The 19,810-nt window shown below is 46.1% G+C and carries 14 protein-coding genes; all 14 read right to left on the bottom strand.

Annotated features, from left to right (window positions below; genetic code table 11):
* Nucleotides 1–22: 22 nt before the first annotated feature.
* The 14 genes from DWW81_RS05860 to DWW81_RS05800 all read right to left on the bottom strand — a co-directional run bounded on the left by DWW81_RS05860 (nucleotide 23) and on the right by DWW81_RS05800 (nucleotide 19,469).
* Nucleotides 23–940, bottom strand: a complete 918-nt coding sequence (locus tag DWW81_RS05860; protein ID WP_102364678.1) for a DUF3846 domain-containing protein — start codon at nucleotides 938–940, stop codon at nucleotides 23–25.
* On the bottom strand, nucleotides 937–1,890 hold the full coding sequence (locus DWW81_RS05855; protein WP_024721691.1) for a DUF3991 and TOPRIM domain-containing protein: 954 nt from the start codon (nucleotides 1,888–1,890) through the stop codon (nucleotides 937–939). Before DWW81_RS05855 ends, DWW81_RS05860 begins: the two co-directional genes overlap by 4 nt.
* A 16-nt stretch (nucleotides 1,891–1,906) precedes the next feature.
* Nucleotides 1,907–2,299, bottom strand: coding sequence for a hypothetical protein (locus tag DWW81_RS05850; protein WP_014635901.1), 393 nt, complete (start codon nucleotides 2,297–2,299; stop codon nucleotides 1,907–1,909).
* Nucleotides 2,289–6,857, bottom strand: a complete 4,569-nt coding sequence (locus DWW81_RS13550; protein WP_242989552.1) for an SNF2-related protein — start codon at nucleotides 6,855–6,857, stop codon at nucleotides 2,289–2,291. Before DWW81_RS13550 ends, DWW81_RS05850 begins: the two co-directional genes overlap by 11 nt.
* Before the next feature lie 1,916 nt (nucleotides 6,858–8,773).
* The gene (locus DWW81_RS13545; RefSeq protein WP_229105187.1) at nucleotides 8,774–9,106 is read right to left on the bottom strand and encodes a TnpV protein; all 333 of its coding nucleotides are present in this window, start codon (nucleotides 9,104–9,106) and stop codon (nucleotides 8,774–8,776) included.
* A gap of 862 nt (nucleotides 9,107–9,968) precedes the next feature.
* Entirely contained in the window at nucleotides 9,969–10,652 is a 684-nt protein-coding gene (locus DWW81_RS05840; RefSeq protein ID WP_015573070.1) for a hypothetical protein, read from the bottom strand.
* A 5-nt stretch (nucleotides 10,653–10,657) separates the two neighbouring features.
* The gene (locus tag DWW81_RS05835; protein ID WP_024721694.1) at nucleotides 10,658–11,215 is read right to left on the bottom strand and encodes a hypothetical protein; all 558 of its coding nucleotides are present in this window, start codon (nucleotides 11,213–11,215) and stop codon (nucleotides 10,658–10,660) included.
* Nucleotides 11,193–11,426, bottom strand: coding sequence for a hypothetical protein (locus DWW81_RS05830; protein ID WP_015573071.1), 234 nt, complete (start codon nucleotides 11,424–11,426; stop codon nucleotides 11,193–11,195). Before DWW81_RS05830 ends, DWW81_RS05835 begins: the two co-directional genes overlap by 23 nt.
* A 13-nt stretch (nucleotides 11,427–11,439) precedes the next feature.
* A complete protein-coding gene (locus DWW81_RS05825; RefSeq protein WP_015573072.1) occupies nucleotides 11,440–12,033 on the bottom strand; it encodes a hypothetical protein in 594 nt (197 codons plus the stop codon).
* Nucleotides 12,034–12,042: 9 nt separating this feature from the next.
* The gene (locus DWW81_RS05820) at nucleotides 12,043–12,336 is read right to left on the bottom strand and encodes a hypothetical protein (RefSeq protein WP_003525240.1); all 294 of its coding nucleotides are present in this window, start codon (nucleotides 12,334–12,336) and stop codon (nucleotides 12,043–12,045) included.
* A 148-nt stretch (nucleotides 12,337–12,484) separates the two neighbouring features.
* Complete coding sequence (locus tag DWW81_RS05815) at nucleotides 12,485–16,735, bottom strand: SpaA isopeptide-forming pilin-related protein (RefSeq protein ID WP_117896538.1); 4,251 nt, start codon at nucleotides 16,733–16,735, stop codon at nucleotides 12,485–12,487.
* Nucleotides 16,736–16,805: 70 nt separating this feature from the next.
* On the bottom strand, nucleotides 16,806–17,510 hold the full coding sequence (locus DWW81_RS05810) for a hypothetical protein (protein ID WP_117896537.1): 705 nt from the start codon (nucleotides 17,508–17,510) through the stop codon (nucleotides 16,806–16,808).
* Nucleotides 17,511–17,743: 233 nt separating this feature from the next.
* Nucleotides 17,744–18,688 (bottom strand): ParB/RepB/Spo0J family partition protein, encoded by a 945-nt coding sequence (locus DWW81_RS05805; RefSeq protein WP_024721697.1) that lies wholly within the window; start codon nucleotides 18,686–18,688, stop codon nucleotides 17,744–17,746.
* Complete coding sequence (locus tag DWW81_RS05800; RefSeq protein WP_024721698.1) at nucleotides 18,645–19,469, bottom strand: ParA family protein; 825 nt, start codon at nucleotides 19,467–19,469, stop codon at nucleotides 18,645–18,647. The genes DWW81_RS05805 and DWW81_RS05800 overlap by 44 nt, the downstream gene beginning before the upstream one ends.
* Between the last annotated feature and the right edge of the window lie 341 nt (nucleotides 19,470–19,810).

The following is a 19,810-nucleotide window of genomic DNA, read 5'->3' as shown; positions in this document are numbered from 1 at the left end:
GGGTTGCCCCATAGATTGACTCTTATCTCTCCATATCCTTTGAGACAGGCTTATACGGCTTTGCTTCAATACCGTCCAAGGACTTATAAAATCTCTCCGGGTATTTGAACTTTTCCTCGTACTTACGAGCCAGTTCTTTCGGCATACTGAGGAACTTTTCCGACTCAATCGGTGCGTATGCAATGAAGAACTTGCCGGCAATAATGTCGAGCATTTCACGGTTGCTGTCGTCTTTCACATAACATTTTTCAATCTTCCAACCATCCTTGCCGCCGTGTTCATCAGCCATATACGCTTCCAGTCGCACACATTTATCCGAGCCGTCAAGGGAAGAAGCATAGATAGAATATCCTCCCATACCCTCAATGAAAGCCTTATTGTTACTGCTGACAACATAGGTTCTTTGTTCCTCTGTGTAAGGCTTGTCAAAGCTGTCATCCGTAAAAACAATATATCCGGTCGTGTGGTTTCTTTCTTTTTCTGCCTGCCGGAAATGAGCTTTCAACTGCGGATAACTCATCTCAACATTCTCAGGCTCGGAATAAACTGCCCTGTTCAACGGCAAGCCGTTCATCTTTCCTTCATCGTTGCAGATGATGGCAACTTCGTCCTCAAAGGGCATATATTCTTCAATATCTCCCTCCACAAGAGACTGCATTGCTTCAAGCGTATCCTCGATTTCAATGAGCTTCGGATACCTGCCCGGCTCAACAAGAATGACGGAAATCTTCTCAGGTGCTTCTACCTTTTCAAAGGTATCCTCGTTAATATTCAAGGCGAGGGAGCTTCCGTTTTCCCAACTCATATGAATCTGTCCGGCGTCGTCAACGAATTTAACCGTTCCTTTCAGACCGTAGGGCATTTGACTTTCGCCAGCCATTTCAGTGAGTACAATCTGCGTTCCCTCCGGGTACATTTCTCTGATTTCTTTTAGTTTCATCGTGCAAAACTCCTTTCGGTTTTATCTTTTATTCCCAAGCGTTTACAAAGAAAGTCGTTGACATCTTTCCCATATTGGGGAGGGTCGTCAACGACTTCATACTTATCTGAAAGAATCGTCTGCAACGCTTTGGTCGCTTTTCTTCCGGCAATATCATTGTCCAAATGAAGAACAATTCGCCTGATTGTTTTGTCCTTTTCAAGCAGCCTGCCGAGTGTAACAGGCACTTTCGAGTCCTCGATTTTCTGCTTTGGGGAATACACTCCCGCAAGAGAAACAAGGTTAAACTGTCGCCAGTCTTTGCCCTCCAGCTTCATCAAAGTTGCATAGGAAAGCAGGTCAATGGCACACTCAAAAAGATGAACCTCTCCGGTGTTCTCGGCAGTCAGGCGGAAAGAATATTGCTTTTTGCTTCCGGTGCAGTCGCCCATAATTCTTGATTGATTTGTTGCTCTGTATGCGGCGTATTTAGGTTCTTTGTTCTCGTCATAGCCGATAAAAACAGCATTATGATATGGGAGCGACTCGATGATTAGCTTCTGTTCCAAGCAGTAGTTGATAATTTCATAATCAATCCCACGCCCGAAAAGATAATCAAATACCACATCGGTAGTGGGGCTTTTTTCAGGCAGAAGCAAAGGCTGGTTCTCATAACTTTTGATGTTTTCACAAGTCGGAAAGCTGACTGAACCGTTTCCCATAATGGTCTGAACCGCCTCCACAAAATCCATTCCACGGACTTTGATAAGGTAATCGAGGGCAGATTTGCCCCCGATACCTCTCGACCACCACATCCATTTGCCGTTGGAAATCTTCAAGCTGTCGTGGGTTCTTGTGGTGTAGGTGTTACTTGAAAATTTAACAAGCTCGCCCGGTTCATACTCTCTAAGATAGGTTAATAAATCCATTCGTTTGGCTTCGGTTATGACTTCCGGTGCAATATACGGCATAATTATCACCGCCGTTCTACATCAGCAAATCGGCAACCGCTTTCTGTATCGGTTCGTTGATACTGAGCTTTGCAATGATAATGAGTATCTTATCAACAGGGCAGCCGATGTCATTCCAAACAGTCCAAGCACCTCCCGCAAGGTCGTCGTTTTCATACAAAGCAATGATTTCTTCCGGCGAAAACACCGTTTCAATGCTCTGTCGAACCAACTCTCCGTAGAAAGAAAGCTTTGCATTTCTAAGGGCAAATTCTGCTTCCTTTGCGGGCGGTTTGCTTCTTTTCAATTCGAGATATGCTTTATCAAGTCTTCTGACCACAACCATCATCATTGCGTCAAAAGGGTTAATGATTGCTTTTCTGCAAGGGCAGTTTTCTCTTTCCTTATCGGGTGTCATTTTATCGTTCATAGGTTTTCTCCTTTCGTGTGTTCGGCACTTCGCCCTCATCGGGTTCGCCGCCGACAATTTCGTTTTCTCGCTTATCCATATTGAGCAAGATATTCAGCTCGTCCAAGCGGGCAAGCTTTGTCTTTAGTTCTTCCTCTTGGATAAACGGTTTTTGGACTTCTTTCTTTGCGGTTTCCAACTGATTTGTGGTGTTCTCAAGGTCATTTTCCGCAAGCGACAAGCTCTCGGCAAATCTCTCAATGCCGTTATCAAGACGGATAATATTGCCGTGTGCGTCATCACCGAGAGGAACATTTCTGCTTGTCGCACCTTTCAGTCGAACCTCATAATTTCGCTCTGCGGTATTAAAAAGCAGTTCCGTTTCAAACCCTCGGTACTTGCCGAGAGGAATAGGGTCGGGGCTGTTCATCTGCTTGCAGGCTTCAATGATTGCTTTACCGGCGTCGGCTTTTTCGGAATAAAAAACACCCTTAACCTCCATACCGACAAATCGGTCGTCCGTTGGTTTCGGGTGCTGTTTCGCAGTTTCTACATCTTGCTTCAATCCTTCAATACGGTTTTCCAAAGCTGTAATTCGCTGCGGATAATATTTGATTATCTTATCTTCCAAAGCGTATTTTTCAGATAGAAAGTTGGATTTTAAGAGCTTCAGCTTTTGAACTTGAATGTCCAAATCCATCTTCTCCTTAATATACGGGTTGCCGGTGGCAAGCATTTTAATCTCTGCATAGGAAAGGGCGGTTTCATCAATATCCTCGGCAGAACGCACCGGGGATTTGCTCGTCATAATCTGACTGGCGAACTTTTGCTTTCCCTCTACAAGCTGATAGAGATATGCGTCAAAGGTCTGCTCCGTTACATAGCGGTAAATATCTACATCAGGATTTGAGTTACCCTGACGGATAATTCGACCGGAACGCTGCTCCAAGTCTGACGGTCTCCACGGGCAATCCACATCGTGAAGTGCGATAAGTCTGTCCTGAACATTCGTGCCGGCTCCCATCTTTTGCGTAGAGCCGAGAAGCACTCTGACCTCGCCTTTACGGGTCTTTTGGAACAGTTCTTTTTTCTTCACATCGGTATCTGCTTCGTGGATAAAGCGGACTTCGCTTTCGGGGACACCACGCTCTATGAGCTTCTTTCTGATGTCGTTATATACCGAGAATGTTCCGTCATTCTTTGGAGTTGAGAGGTCGCAGAACACAAGCTGTGCCGATTTTTTATCGGCTGTTTCCTCCCAAATACGGTAGATGTTATCGACGCAGGCGTTGATTTTACTGCCCTCAAAATCAGGCAGCATATCGTTAAGCATACGCTGGTCAAGTGCTAACTTCCTGCCGTCGTTTGTAATTTTAAGCATATTATCTACACTCGAATCTACACCGCCGCCACGGACTTTCTCGGCTCGTTCCGCAAGGGAAGCAACCATCTCTTTCTGCATTTCCGAAGGCTTGACCGCAACATTGTGGAAGTGTGCTTCCGGCACAGGCAGTTCCAGCATATCCGCCGTCTTGATGTCGGCGACCTCCTTAAACATCGCCATAAGCTCCGGTAGGTTGTAGAATTTCGCAAAGCGGGTTTTCGCTCTGTAACCCGTTCCCTCCGGGGTAAGCTCAACGGCTGTTACAGTCTCTCCAAAGGTACTTGCCCACGAGTCGAAGTGCTGCAAGTTGTTTTTGACAAGCGTGTTGTACTGCAAGTATCGCTGAATGGTATATAGCTCCACCATACTGTTTGAGATAGGAGTACCGGTTGCAAATACCGTTCCTCGACCGCCTGTAAGCTCGTCAAGGTATCGGCACTTCATAAACAGGTCGGAGGATTTCTGTGCTTCCGTTTGAGCGATACCGCCCACATTACGCATTTTGGTGTAAAGATAGAGGTTCTTGTAATAATGACTCTCGTCAATAAAAAGCCTGTCCACACCGAGTTCTTCAAAGGTAACAACATCGTCCTTTCGGCTTTGGTCGTTGAGCTTTTCCAGCTTTTGTTTCACGGACTTTTTAGACTTTTCAAGCTGTTTAATGGAGAAGTTTTCTCCACGGTTTCGCTTCAAATCCATAATACCGTCTGTCAGTTCTTCAAGCTGCTGCTCAAGAATTGCCCTCTGTCTTTCAATGGACATCGGGATTTTCTCAAACTGAGAATGACCGATGATTACGGCGTCATAATCTCCCGTGGCAATTCGACCGCAGAACTTTTTGCGGTTCTTTGTCTCAAAATCTCGCTTTGTCGCTACGAGAATATTCGCCGCCGGATAGAGTTGTAAGAACTCCGCCGCCCATTGCTCGGTTAAGTGATTTGGCACTACGAACAGCGACTTATTGCAAAGTCCCAGTCGTTTGGACTCCATAGCGGCGGCTACCATTTCAAAGGTCTTGCCCGCACCGACTGCGTGTGCTAACAGCGTATTACCGCCGTACAGAATGTGTGCAACCGCATTTTTCTGATGTTCACGGAGTTCGATTTCCGGGTTCATACCGTTGAAAACAATGTGGCTTCCGTCGTACTCACGGGGTCTTATACTGTTGAACTTTTCGTTATACATCTTCGTGAGTTTTTCTCGGCGGGCAGGGTCAGCCCATATCCAGTCCTGAAAGCCCTGCTTTATGAGTTCCTGCTTTGCCTGTGCGATTGCCGTCTCTTTTTTATTGAGAACGGCTTTCTTTCTGCCTTCCTCATCTTCGATATAGTCAAAGATTCGGACATCTTTCAGGTTCAGTGTTTCCTCAATTATCTTATATGCGTTGATGCGGGAAGTACCGTATGTGCTGTACGCTTTTACATTGGAACGGTCGTAGCTCTTTCCCTCAATGTTCCATTCGCCGGTAAACTGAGAGTAGTGAACCTTGATATTCCATTGTGCATAGCGTGGGGTGTCGAGAAACTCAAACATAAACTGTTGGAATATTTCGGGCGGTATCCAAGTCGCACCGAGCCTTACGGAAATCTCGCTTGCCGTCAAATCCTTTGGCTGCACCTTTTCAAGTGCCTGCACATTGACGGTGTAATCTTCGGGATACAGTGCCGCAGACCTTTTGGCTGTCGCCAGCTTCTCACGAACATTGCCCGACAGATATTCGTCTGCCATCAGATACTTCGGCTCATAGGAATTACCGTACTCATAAAGGGGATTTAAGAAGATTACACCCTTTAAGTCAGCGAATAATTCCTCCTCACTTTTGCCGGACAACTCCATCATATATTCCATATCAATGGCTGCTTTTTCGCCCATAGAGACAGCGAGAGCCTCGTCTGCGGTGTCAACCTCCGTTACCGGCTTGTGCGGTTTAATCGTCCTTTTGAAGAACATATCCGCCTTGCGTTCCAGTTCGCCATCTTCATTGATAACCTCAAGAGCGGAGAGCAGAGCATAGGAGCTGTCGTCGGAAAAGGCAGAAGTATTGGCACGGCTGTTAATCAGTCCGTACTTCTTTGTAAAGCTGTCATACAGTGTGTTCAGCTTATCCTGTGCCTGTTTGATTTCGCTGTCCGGGTAATCCTCGGTTTGCAGTTCAATCAAGTTACGGACGCAATCTCTTATCCCAATCATACCCTTAATGCGGTTCTCAGCGGTTGCAGATACCTCCACCGGGGACATACGGGAGTTCTCACGGAAATAGATTTTATCGTCTAAAACAGTGTAAGAGAAGTTCCTTACCATAGGGTCTGCCGGGATAGAATTATCTTCTTCCTCCAGTTCGTCGGCAACCTCGTATTCGGAGATTTCTCCGTGAATGTTTGAGACTGCTTCGTTCAAAAGCTCCGAAAGGTCGGCATTTTCAAACGGTTCACAGGTTGCTTCCGGTCCGAAGCGACCGCTTACCATTTTCATTTCGCCGAGTATCATTTCCGGGTGCTGAACAAAATATGAGTTCATCCTTATACCGTTTTCGTCGGTGTCAAGATGAACCCAATCCGGCTCAATATCTATGAGTCTGTCTCGCTTTTGCAGAAACAGAATATCGGATACGACCTCTGTCCCGGCATTACCTTTGAAGGTGTCGTTCGGAAGTCTGATTGCTCCGAGAAGCTCCGCCCTCTGTGCGATATATTTACGCACATTGGAGTTTTCCTTGTCCATAGTTCCTTTGCTTGTCACAAGAGCCATCACACCGCCGGGGCGTAACTTATCAAGCGATTTTGCAAAGAAATAATCGTGGATTAAGAAATTGTACTTGTCGTATCGTTTATCGGAGACTTTGAAATCTCCGAAAGGCACATTGCCGATAATGCCGTCAAAGAAGCTGTCGGGGACATTTACTTCCTCAAAGCCCTGTGCCGCAATGGAAGATTTCTGATAAAGCTGCTGAGCGATACCGGCTGAAATGGTATCAAGCTCAACACCGTAAACCTTTGCGTTTTCCATTGACTTGGGCAGCATACCGATGAAATTACCGATACCGCAGGACGGCTCAAGCAGGTTGCCCTCCTGAAATCCCATCTGTTCCAACACCTTGTAAATGGCGGTAGATACTTCGGGCGGAGTGTAAAATGCAGTCAGTGTGCTTTCTCTTGCCGACGCATATTCCTCCGGCGTCAGGATGTTTTTCAGCATTGCATACTCTGTATGCCAAGCTCCTGCTCGTTCGTCGAAGGCTTCGGGAATACCGCCCCAACCGACATATCTCGACAAGATTTTCTGCTCGTCAGGTGTTGCAAAACGGTTTTCGTTTTGACAATCTCTCAGGACTTTTATTGCTGCATAGTTTCGGTGGAAGCGTTCTTTCTTGTTCACTTCTTCAACCTGATTATTGGCAAGGTCAAAGTTGTGTCGTTCGGACATAGGAATATCCGGGTGGAGGTCAAAGCTCTTTACTTTTGACTTTTTCTTTTGCTCCCAAGCGGGGACAATCGGTTCAGGCTCTTTGTCGTAACCGTTGCCGATACGAACACCCTCGTTATACATTTCCTCATCGCTGTCAAAACCGTTTTGAGTAGCAACGATTTCTCTGTAATCCTCAATCGGTACATTCCCGATATTTGTTGCCACCATATCAGCTCTTTCAGTGTTTTCAATAAGAGCTTCCATTGTGGCAGAGGTACAGTCGGTCAAATCCGGTGTCCTGTGAAATTCTCGGTCTGCGTCCACAAACCATTCCGTACCTACATCGGCAAGCTCCTGATTTGCAATGCTACCGAGATAATCAAAGAAATCCTCTGCCGAGTCATACTCCCGTGCGACTTGCTGTATCTCGTCAAAAGAAAGAGTATTTGTAACATACTGACCTCCGGCATTGCTGTCGGGGTTATAGTACATCCAAGTTACACTTTCATTGTCCCGGTCAATAAAGAAGGCGTCGTCATAACCGGTTTTCGGACTGAAATCCGGTACGGTTTCAGTATCGTTTTGAGCTTTATTTTCGCCTGTAACGGTTTTTTCTTCCGCCGGTAATACACTGACCTTCAAGTGGTTGTTCATCGGATTTTCACGCACTTTGCGGTCAAATTCTTCCCTTGAAAGTTCCTTGTTGAATAAGGGCATATCGAAGTCATAGAGCATTACACGGTTTTCATCAAAGGACAAAATCTCATACTGAGAAGCCCCAATATACACGCTGTCGCCGAGATGATATTCATACTGCGCTTCCGGCTCGTCCTCTTTGTTTTCAGGTTCAGGCGGTGCGGTAGAAAGTATCTCACGGTTTTTTCTCTGCTCTGCAAGCTCGGCTCGCCGTTCTTCCTGCTTTTCAAGCCATTCAGGGTACTTTTCTTTTTCCTTTGGGTTTAGGTATCTGTCCATACGGATAAGGTCTCCGATACGCTTTTCCACCTGAGACCAAGAAAGAGTAATGTGCGGCTTGTCGCTTCCGATACCTTTTGAAATTGTGATACCTTTTCCGTCGTGCTGTTCGTCAATGCCTGCACCGATGATGACCGGATAAGAGCCGCCCCAACCGTATTCGTTTTTCAAGAAGTCGGCGTTCTCTTTTGCGGAAATGCTCTTTTCAAACTGCTCATAGATACGCATTTTACCCTCGGAAACTCCGCTTCCACGGGTCAATACAGCGTCTATGATTTCCTGAGAAAAAGTAAAGGCAGAGGTTTTTTGTTCCTCTGCCTGATTTCCCATAATGAGAGTCAACTGACCGTCCATAGACGGAATCGGTTTCATTGTATCGGTCAATTCTCCCAAAAGTCTCATTGCTTCAAAATGCTGTGCGATAACGCCCCAGTCGTAGAAACTCTGAGCGGTTCTGTTTTCGTATTCACCCTCCCACAAGTGGAGGACATTCTGAAATGTTTTGTATCCCACAAGCCTGCCGTCGTTTAAGGTAAGCCGGGTGTAGTCGTTATTGAAGATACCCTTGATATATTCGGTACGGGTCGCATTGTCCGTATTTCTCTCATAGAAGTCTTTGATTTCTTCCTTTGAAGCGGACAAATGCGGGGTAGTACCGAGTATCTCTCGGATAGTATCATCGCCACCGAAAAACGGCAGGCTCTTGTCCTCGTGGTTTCTGTCGTAATACTCTAAGCGAATATTACCTGATTCTTCACGATTTCCTGTGCCGAGTTCCTGATGTTGTTCATCAGGCGAACCCACTTCATCATATCTTCCGCTTTCATCTGCTCCGTCAGCCCGGCTTTCTGTGCCATCTGCTTCACGAGAGTTTCCTCCAGTTCGCTGGCTCTCTGCTGAACCTCCGCCAAGTGACTGTTCAGAATCCCTTTCGTCAGAAGATTGTAGTACAGGATTTTGTGATGTTCCTTCAGATAAGTTCTCCTCATCTGCGACCATCTGCCGAGAGTCACTTCCGTCTGCTCCGGCAGTTTCAGGTTCGGAAGATTGTAATCTCCCACCATCGTGTATGTGATTTCGCTCATCGCTTTGACTCCTTTCGTCTTTGATGTCTTTATTGTATTCGGATTGCTCCTGTTCATCAATTATGCGATTTTCCTTGCTGAGCGTGCTGATTGTTCTGCTGACAGGGAGCAACGCCATTTCTGCAATGTCGCTTGTAGCAATACCCACCGCATTGAGAACTTCCTGTGAATTAAAACTTGAAATACCGGCAAAGTCATCGGGAGAATAGACCTTGTCTGCGTTCAGTCCCAATCGTGCCATAACCATATATGATACGCTGTTTCTGACAAGCTCCAAATACAAGGCATTTGCTTCGTCGGCAGACAAATACTCAATATCGCTTCCTGCACCCAAACTCATAAAGTCGGAGATATAGTCTGCGATGTTATCCTCAACGGCATTGGCAATGCTCTCTTTGACGACATTTTCAATACTCGTTGTATCGTTTACCGCACCGAAAGTATTTTCAAGTGTTTCAATAACTTCTGCTTCATATTCGGGTCTCATCTCCCAAATCGGAACAGGGCGGGAATGTCGACTTTCGTGGGTGTCCGATATATCAAAGTAATGAATCAGCCTTTGACGGCTTCTGTCTGTGTCCTCAAATACGGCAATACCCTTTGCTCCTCGGTTTACCCAGCGACCGAAAGTACCGTTCCATCGTTCGATTTCAAGCACGGCTGTTGCGTCGGGTCTTTGGGCATAAATGAGAAGCTGTTCATCAAATCGGAGCCTGAAATTTCTGCCTGCTGTTTTCAGAAACGATTGCCAGTTTACCGGATTGTCTGTAACTGCAAAACAGGTTCTTTCATACAGCTCTGAAATCAGGTCAAATTTTCTTGCCACCTCGTCTGCACCTCCTTATCGTGTTTTTTCTTTGTCCTTTGCGGATTTCGTGTTTTCTTTTGCGGCTGGTTCTACGGTATGACCGTTTCTCTCGCAAAGCTCGGCAAATTCGCAGATATGGTAGAGATTTGTGCCGACCTCCAAATGGTAGTCGTCGATATATCTGCAAGTTCTCTCCATTGTTTTGCCGTCGCCGAGCTTGATTGAGATTTTTTCTCCGTCCGCAATGCGAAACTGCTCCTGATAGTGCGGGTTGATAAATCGGATACCTCGCTCAGCGTTTTTCAAGTGGGCATTTAGCCACTCTTTCTGATAGCAATAGCAGTACAGATTGTACTCGCCCCTGTTGGGGTTAAATCTCATAAGATAGCTGTACTTTCCCGTATCAAGACGGATGCCGTAGTGGTTGCAGTCATCATTAAAGGAGCTGTCGGGAGTGGAATAACAGTAAGAGGACATAGCCTTTCTGCCGGACAAAACATCGCCGTCACGCAATCCGTTTATGACTTCATCAAATTCAGCCTTAAATTCATCGGTTTTCAAGTCTTTTCTGAAATCGTTCCAAGTCGTCCAAAACTCGTTCCCGTTAGAACCGAAGTCGGCTCTCAAATATCCGATAAGACCGGTCTGCATAGAGAGCTGCTGACTTTGGCTGAAGGTGTATTTACGCTCTGCTTCGGTCAATACTCTGTAATCCATTTTCATCACCTCGCTTGTTCGTTTGTTTGTCTTTGCTTTGGAATAGGAAAACCATAAACTCCGGCAATGTCATCGCCGAGCCTTTTGGTAACTCGTGTGATGTCGGCTCTTGTGGCTTTTCCGTTATAGATTTTATCTTGCAGATTTTCAATCTGCGTATCGGTAACACCGTCTTTGAATACACGGTAAAGATAATGGTTTGTACCGTCGTGATGAACGGCGTCGGCACGAAGGTCGCCGTACTTATCCACATACCATTCGTTGTAATCGGTATCGGAATAAAGGCAGTCCTTAATGTTGCCGGAATCAATCATCTTGTAGCCCGACACTCTGCCGTTCCATCTGCCGAGGTCGCCGATAACAATAATCGGCTGTGAAAGCTGAATATTGAGATTTACTCGTTCATCATAAAGATTTTCGGCATTGGATTTTACCATAATGTCGTAAAGCTCATCATCGGAATATCCGGGATACAGTTCCTCCAAAGACTCTCGCCAATCATCAAGGTCAAGGCTAATGTCGCTCCAAATGATATGGCGGTCATTCTGTTCCTGCCTGCTCATCAGTGCCACCTCCCAAATAAGAGAACAGCTTATTGGCTTTGGTCTGCTTCTGAAACTCGATAATCAGACTCATATCCGGAATAGTGATACCCGGAATTTTCAAAATGCTCTCCATGTCGAGCTGCTGCAATTTCTTTTCGGTATTGCAGCCTGCGTCAAACAGTTTCGTCAGAAGCTTTGTCTTTTGCTGAAAAGTGAAATTTTCCTTCATTGCTTTGTCCTCCTTATCGTTCTTTGTCTTTATTTCGCTTCTTGTTTGAAAGCTCTTGTGCCTTTTCCTTTGCCCATTCAGGCAGACGCTCAGGCTTTATTTCGCCCATAACATCCATTCTTTCATATCGGGTTGATTTGCCGGTGTGAAGATTGGTACAAAACACGGCACTTCCACGGCTGTTTGCCGACGCACCGAAACCACCTGTAACATAGTAGAGCTGTCTGTCGGCTCTCTGAAATTCAGGCTTTAATACCTTGGGGTCAATGGCTATGATTTTGCCGTTGATGTCTTTGGAATAGTGGTCGGGGATACAGTCGGCTTCTGTTATGAGTGTGATTGGAATATCCAGTTTTTCGACCTGTTCCTTGAAAAGCTCCGCTTCATTTGCCACACGGCTTCCGAAAAGGTGTACGATTTCGATATAGTCATCGCTTACCATACATTCCGAACACAGTTCAAACAGGTCGTTTCGCTCTGCAAAGCCGCACATAAATTTATCGCCGTTTGTACTTTGCTCATTGGAAGCCAAGATAACTTCCTTTTCGCCCACATTGACCGAGCAAAGAACAGTGTATTCACCGATTTTTCTTTTTCCCTCGTTCATATCCACACCTCAGCTTACTTCAATCACAATTCTGATGTTTCCGCAGTCGCAGCCACTGCACTGCCTTGACAGTTCGGGAAATAGGGATTGCACTCTCTGTCTTGCTCTGCGGATAGTCTCAAAGCACGGCAAGCCGTAGCCTTTATAGTTGTTGACTATATCCTCAAGCGGTAAATCTCCGACTCTCATATAGCTGTATCGGTTGTAATAGCAAAGGATAAGCTGCATATCGTCATACCTCGTTTCGGGGCATTCTCTGAGTATTGCAAGCACCTTGCTGTCAACCGTCTTTTGCTTATTCATAATGCACCTCCGTAAAAGAACGGTGGGCGAAGTTTTCACTCCGCCCACACAAGCGTTCCTTATTTCTTTCTGTTCTTAATCTGCAAGAAGATAAAGCCGCCGATAATAAAGGCGACTAATACAACTGCTACGATTGTTTTAGCGTCCATTACTCATTGTCCTCCTTCTTCTTTTTTCTGTACGCAACAACGGCTGTGCCGACAATACCGAGGGCAGAAAGTCCCGCAAGTGCCGTCCACAAGCCCACATTGCTGTTATCTCCGGTCTTTGGTGTATCTCTCAGCTCATTGTGCATTTCCACAACGGTAGTAGAACCGACCTTTACGGTTGCAATCTTATCCGCAGGAAGCACATAGGAAGCAGAAACACTATCCTGAACCTCGGAAATGGTGTAATCGCCGATACGAAGTCCCTCGATAATGATTTCGCCGTTCTTATCGGTCGTGAAGCTTCGGTCGTAACCGTTTACTCCTGTAACTCTGAAAGTGAAGCCTTCAACCTTACCGTCAGAGGAAGTTTTAACGATTTTCAGGTTTCCTTTCATAGCTGTGTTAATAAAGCCGACGCCGGCTTTGTTTTCTACCTCGTAGGTGGTTTCATCTTTTTCAATGAAAACAGAGTACACACCCTTATCAAGCTCAAAGCCATCCGGTGCTTTGGTTTCTCTTACAAGGTATTTTCCGTAAAGAAGTTCCTTCATCTCGTAAATACCGGTAGAGGTTTCGGAGAGAGTTCCGATAAGCTCGTCGGCGTCATCCAGTTTACCGTCGCCGTTTACATCTTTGTAAACCTCAAAGGTCGCTCCTGTCAGCTTGTTGTCCGGGTAATCTTCATCGACCTTAGTCAACTTGATATTGCCGTGAACATACTCATTGACGATTTCGACCTCAATGACCTGAGCGACCTCGGAGATTTTAACTTCATAAGAAGTTTCATCAAGCACGAAGCCCTCCGGCTGCTCGATTTCTCTTACAAGCCAGTTGCCATACGGTACTTTCTCAAAAGAAAAGCTACCGTCTTTTTGGGAGGTAGCAGTCATCAAAGCATTTTCTTTTGTAAATTCGGTTTCATCAGCCTTAAACAGACCGATTACAGCACCTCCCAGTGCTTCGCCGTTTTCGGTAATCTTCTTACCGGAAACAGAACCGTAAATGAGCTTGTTTTCAATCGGCTTGCCGTCATTGACCGCAATCTCAACATTTGCGGTATCCTGACCGGCATAGCTGAAAGTGAACGGATACTTGGCGTCGGTAAGGATATAATGCTCATCGGTGGCAAGTTCCTTTACATAGTAGCTTCCGAAAGGAAGGTCGGTTTTGATAACAGCCTTGCCGTTCTCGGAAAGTGAGATAATCTCAATCAGTCCGTCTGCCGGAATAGAAGTACCGCTTGCAGAAACAAGTTCTTCTGCGGCGAAAAGTCCGAAGCTGATATTCTTCATTTCATCGCCGTTGCCGATATTGAAGATGTCGTTCTTTTCAATAGTCTTTTCAAGACTTACCGCTACTTTCTGCCTGTCGTTTACAAAGCTTGTGGCGGTTTCGGTTACAGACACTTCCTGACCGGCATAAGTCAGCTCAACATCGTGAGCTTCTTTGTTGATGACCATACCCTCCGGTGCAGTAATTTCAACCACCGTATATTTTCCGAGATAAAGCTCCTTACTCTTGGCAAGTCCGTTTTCATCTGTGGTAACAGTATCTACTACCTCGCCCTTTGCATAACGGAGTGTACCGTCGGGAGTGATAATATCTTCTGCTGCGCTAATCTCATAAACTGCACCTGCAAGACCTTTCACTTCATAGACAGGCTGATAAATCACATCGGCGTTTTCCACGCCGGAGATATTTACCCCTGAAAACACCTCGCCGGTCTTTTCAATGCTGACTGTACCTTTCTGTGCCATATTAGGCTTATCGACCTTAATCACGGTAATACCACCCTCATCGGAAGAATGTTCCTCTGCCACATCAAAGTACACCGGTGTGCTGTCAAGCACATATCCGTAAGGAGCCTGAACTTCTACAAGAGAATATCCCTTGCCGTATTCCAGTTTTTCCGGTGTCACAAGCTGTCCGTTTGCGTCGGTGTAGAAAGTATCAATCGTTGTCGGAGTAGGATAAGTGAAGGTCATTGTTACCTGATTGCCGTCAGGGTCAAAGATTTTGAAGCCTGCACCGGCATAAGGAATGTTTTTACCGCTTTCTGCGTCCACCTTGACAACCTTGATATAGCTTTCAAAGTTTGCGTTGTTGATAAGATAGCGGTAGGTCTGTCCGTCCTGAGCAATGAACACATCAAAGTTCTTCATCAGCTCACGACCTTCCCAACCGGAGGTCTGATGAACGGTATATACGCCGTAAGGCATATCCTTTGTCTGCCCGAAACCGTTTTCATCACAGACAATGACATCTCTTTCATCTTCTTCTGATGCGTCAAAACTGCCGGAAGATTTGAGATAGATTTCAAAGGTTGCTCCGTTTTCCGGTGTTTCAATCTGAGTTTCGCCGTCATCGGTGTGCTTGATAATGGCGATATTGCCTTTCATAACCTGTTCGGTAACATCATTTGCTGTCTGATTGTGTTCCACCGTATAAAGCTGCGGTTCAGCACCGACCTTGTGAACAGTCGTATCAAGCAGATAACCCTCGGACGGCGTGATTTCACGGATTGTCCAGTCATTATCACAGACATATTCCTTTGTGGTAAACTGCCCGTTCTTATCCGTCACATACTTGTCCACAAGGGTTTCGCCTTTATAGATACCGTAAACTGCTCCGGCAAGGGTAGCGTCGCCCTGCGGTGTGCCTTCCTCTCGGTCGCTCTTTGTTACGGTTACGCTGAACTTTTTGAGAATGTTCGTGAAGTTTCTTGTGGTTACTTCTTTCCAGTTAATCGGTGCGGTCTGATTTGCAGGCACAACATAACGGATTGCGGTATCCACTTCCTCAATGGTGTATGGGGTAGTGCCGCTGATAAGCACATCATCAAAAGAAGCAACACCGTTCTTATCTGTCACGGCATACTCATCGACAGCAATACCGGAAAGAGATGTGCCGTAAAGATGGAAGGTAACGCCCTCAACCAAGTTATCCTCAGAAGATTTGATGACCTGAAGATTACCTCTTTTGAGAACATTATTGAAATTGACCTTTGACACCTGACCGGCAACAACAGTTACTCTGTGAACCTCCTGCGGAACATATTTGTCGATAGACTGTTCTGTTACCGTGTAAACACCGGGCATAAGGTTATCCAGTTGGAATTTACCGCCGTTTGCGGTTGTTACAGTCTGATTGACACCGTTACCGCTTATGGTAAACTGAATGCCGTCAACCTTTCCGTCCTCACTTGTCTTTACAATCTGACAAGAGCCGTAGCTTACCTTCATTTTGACAAAGCCGCTGACAGGGTCACTGACCTCCTGAGCATAAGTGACCACATCCTGAATGCCGTTTCCGTTCTGATGGATACCGTCAGACCATACGACAACACCTCTGCGGACACCGTTCTTTTTTGCGGCTGTGATGGTAAATTCCTTGCTCGGAGCTTTCTCCATCGAAACAGTCAATTTGTTTCCGCTGACAGAGAAAGAAACCCCGTCAATGTTTGCCGAGAAGTTGTAATTGCCAAGCACACCGTTTGTATCGGTGAGAGTAGCAACATACTTGCTTCCGTTCCATTCAAGCTCGTTTACCTTTGCAGAACCGCTTGACCTTGTGCAGAAGCTCGGCACTTTGGTGTGATTCTGAACACTTGTTACCATACTGTTGTAGTACGACAAGATTTTACTGCGGAGTGGGTGTGCAGTGCTTACACATTCAAGCACGGCATTGTATCCGCTGGTAGAAACGTGATTAAAGCCTGCGTCTCTTTCTCCGACAATCGTTTCCCAAATCAAAATCTGAGTGGCATAAGCGTGTGCGATGCAGTTTGCGTCGCTTTCATTCTGCGACTTCCAGCTTGTCGAAATACCTCCACGGTAGCCGTACTGCAAGATACGACCGATAAGCAGGCGAATGTCATCGCCGGAAATCGTTCCGTTCGGGCTGATGTTATTAAAGAAGTTCTCGTCCTTTTCGGTGAGAGTATCTCCAGTCCGCTGACCTGTACCCGGTTCAATACAGTAGGCAATATTGCCCGAATACGAACCCATTGCACGAAGTCCTGTATATTTTGTGGACAAGCCTTTCCAACCGTTCATATAGTTGAGATTGCCGTGTCCCCATTCGCCGTTGTTATTGGTATCTCCGCTTCGGGGATAATCGACGAGGTACACATCGGCTTTTTCTCCTACGGCTGCAAAGGCTGTCGTTGCCCCAATGCCCGTAAAAGCAGTAAGGCTCATAACCGCCGCCAACATAAGCGAGACGGCTTTCTTGAATTTTGTTTTAACCATTGCGTTTTCCTCCTTGAAATGCAAAAACGCACCGATTTTACTCAGTGCGTCCGCTTAAAATTATTTTGTTTTAGCAGTAGCCGATATAGATGTTGTAATCCGTATCGGATAGCTTTTCTGTCCATATCCACACAGCGGTAAAACCCTCGCTGTTCTTGTATCGGTTCAGTCTGCTTTCAATATCAGACTTGATACCGCTTCGGTTAGGATTTGCGGATATGGGGTTGTCCCAACATTCTGTCGCCGTGATGTCAAGAGAAAGCCCTATGCTTACCGAATACTCTTTTGCGTAACTAACATAAGGGCTGACATCGAATGTCTGCTTGTGCGGCTCTGTCGGTTTCGGTTCTGCCGGCTTTTCAGTCGGTTTTTCAACCGGCTTTTGTTCGGCAGTTGTCTGTTCTTTTGGCTGTTCCGTTTGTTTTTCGGGTTCAGCCTGCGTGGTTGTCTGCTTCGGTGGCTCTGCCTTTGGCTTTTCGGTTGCAGGAGTATCAGCCGTTTTTTCTTCCGCCGGTTTTGTCTGAACAGTCGCAACCGTCTGCCTTTCAGCGGTTGATTGGCTTTCTTCTGCCGTAATCGGTGTTTCTTCCTGAACTGTCGTGCTTTCCGGTTCTTCTGCCGTTTCTTCCTGAGAATCTGTTTCGGTATTACCAGCCGGAAAAGAAGTCTCTGTTTTCGTAATCTCCTGTGCAGCTTCTTTGGCTGTGTTACCGTTACAACCTACGAGGAAAATCATCAGGCAGGCAAGAACACAAGGTATCAGCCTGTTTTTCATATCCATCGCTCCTTTCTGCCTTAATCGTAATCAAAACCGGTCAAAACATCAAAGGTGCGATTGGCTGAACTTTTTATCGTAGCAGACATTTTGCTTTTGCTCCAAATGTGCGAACCCTTTTATAGACAGCTATATGTTATTAGAGATAGATATACTCAAGGGAGATAGAGTATATTTTTCAGCAGGTTAATAGCCGGTATATATAGGGGTTAGAGTGTGAGAAAGGGGGAAGGCTATCGGCTGTCACGGTCGGCTCTGCTTCGCAGAAACTTGTTGTAATGCTCCAATGCCTTGCACACAAAATCCTCCGTTTGGCTTATGGGAATATTCTTCGGGATAAGCTGTCGAACCCTATCGCCCCTCAAAACAATTTTCTCCCTTTGGTTTGGTTTTTCCTCCGACATAATCGCTTGGATTGCTTCGGTTGTGAGCTTGCCCTCCTCAAAGAACTTTCGCATACGGATTGTTTGGTCGTGGGACGGGGTTGCGTCGTTCAGGTCGATTTCATCAACCACATCACGCTGACTGTCCTCATCGAGAAAAGACAATTCAACCGCCGGTCGCATTTTAATTCGCCCCTCATCAACATATTCCAAAAGTTCGGGAACAAGGTTTGTAAGGCGAATATATCTGCGAACTTGGGTTTGACTGTCACCCGACTGCTCTCCAATTAGTTGTGCTGTTTCTTTTCCGCTTGACTTCCAACCCACTGGGTCGGAAGTTAGGTCTGTTCTTTTGCCTTGTCTGCTCAATGCTTCCAAACGCATTTTGTAGGCATAGGCTTTTTCCGAGGGAAGTATCTGCGACCTTTGGTAGTTGCTCTCAACCATTAAAATCGTGGCTTCGTCTCGGTTCAGTTCAACGACCTCACAACGGAGAGTATCAAACCCGGCAAGCTCACAGGCTCGCTTTCGTCTGTGTCCCGATATGAGTTCGTATCTGCCGTCCTCTTTCTGCCTTACCGTCGCCGGAGTGATTACCCCTCGTTCCTTAATACTCTCAATGAGCTGTGCCATATCCTCGTCATCACGCACCTTAAAAGGGTGGTCGGGGAAATCGTCAATCTCAGTCAAGGGAATATCTCGGATTTTTGAAAGTTTTTCTTCATCTCTCTGTTCCTGCGTCGAGAATAAGTCATCGAGCTTCGTGAGAGTGAAGTCGCTCTTTCTTCCTGCCATCGGCTAACACCTCCTTTGTAAATTCGGTGTACGCTTTTGACACCGTGCTGCCCGGTTCGTAGGCAAAAATGCTCTTGCCTTTGGAAGAAGTCTCTGCGGCTTTTACGGCAATCGGGATATATGTTCGATACATCTTGATTTGACTACCGAAGTTCTCTCTCAGAGCTTCTACCGTGCTTTTGGCGAGGTTGGTACGGCTATCCACCAAAGTGAGAAGCATACCGTCAATCTTTAAGCCCGGATTGATACGCTTCTTAACTCGTGAAATGGTCTGAACAAGCTGCGTCATACCTTTTGCCGGTAAATACTGAGCCTGAACAGGAATTATTACGCTGTCTGCCGCAGATAGAGCATTGATTGTTACCATTCCGAGGGAAGGCATACAATCTATTAAGATATAGTCGTATTTCTCCTTCACTTCGCTGAGATAGTTTCTCAATGCCGTCTCTCTGCTCATTGCGTTGACAAGGTTAAACTCCATTGCTGAAAGCTCAAGGTTTGCCGGAATAAGGTCAACACCTTCGTCGTGGTGCAGAATACCGACCGTAGGGTCATTCATCGTTTCATTTATGACATCTGTGAGTTTCGTTGCAAGCGTGATACCCAAGTTGTCTGTATCCTGCCAACCGAGACAAGTGGTTAAGTCGCCCTGTGGGTCTGCGTCTATGAGCAGCACTTTCTTTCCCTGCATTGCAAGACCGACGCCGAGGTTTACCGTAGTGGTCGTCTTTCCAACTCCGCCTTTTTGATTGCATATCGCAATCGTTTTGCAGTTCGACACTTTGTGCGTCCTCCTTTCGTGAAATTCATAGCCATCGCAGTATGGCTATGTACTTGACCGGCTCATTTCCTAACCGGTCGGGCAATATTTGTTCTCAACACCCCTTGCCGAGCAATAAGCTCACGGGAAGTCACTAAGGAACAGACTGCTAATCTGTATCATAGGAATTTCACCTCTGCCGGGTACTCCGCCAGCTCCGTAGAGAAGTATCATTATCCTTCTGACTGTCATCGCCGTAACAGGGGCAACCTGTTACCTATACCGGGAGTTCTCGCTGTTCTGCAATGCAGAAGTCACGGCGTACCCGATAAGGTGGCTAAAATCATCAGAATTAAAGTCTT

Source organism: Ruminococcus sp. AF17-1AC, assembly GCF_003461385.1.
Classification (GTDB): domain Bacteria; phylum Bacillota; class Clostridia; order Oscillospirales; family Ruminococcaceae; genus Hominimerdicola; species Hominimerdicola aceti.
The sequence above is the reverse complement of the archived record's forward strand: the minus strand, read 5'-3'. Positions and strand labels throughout refer to the sequence as shown.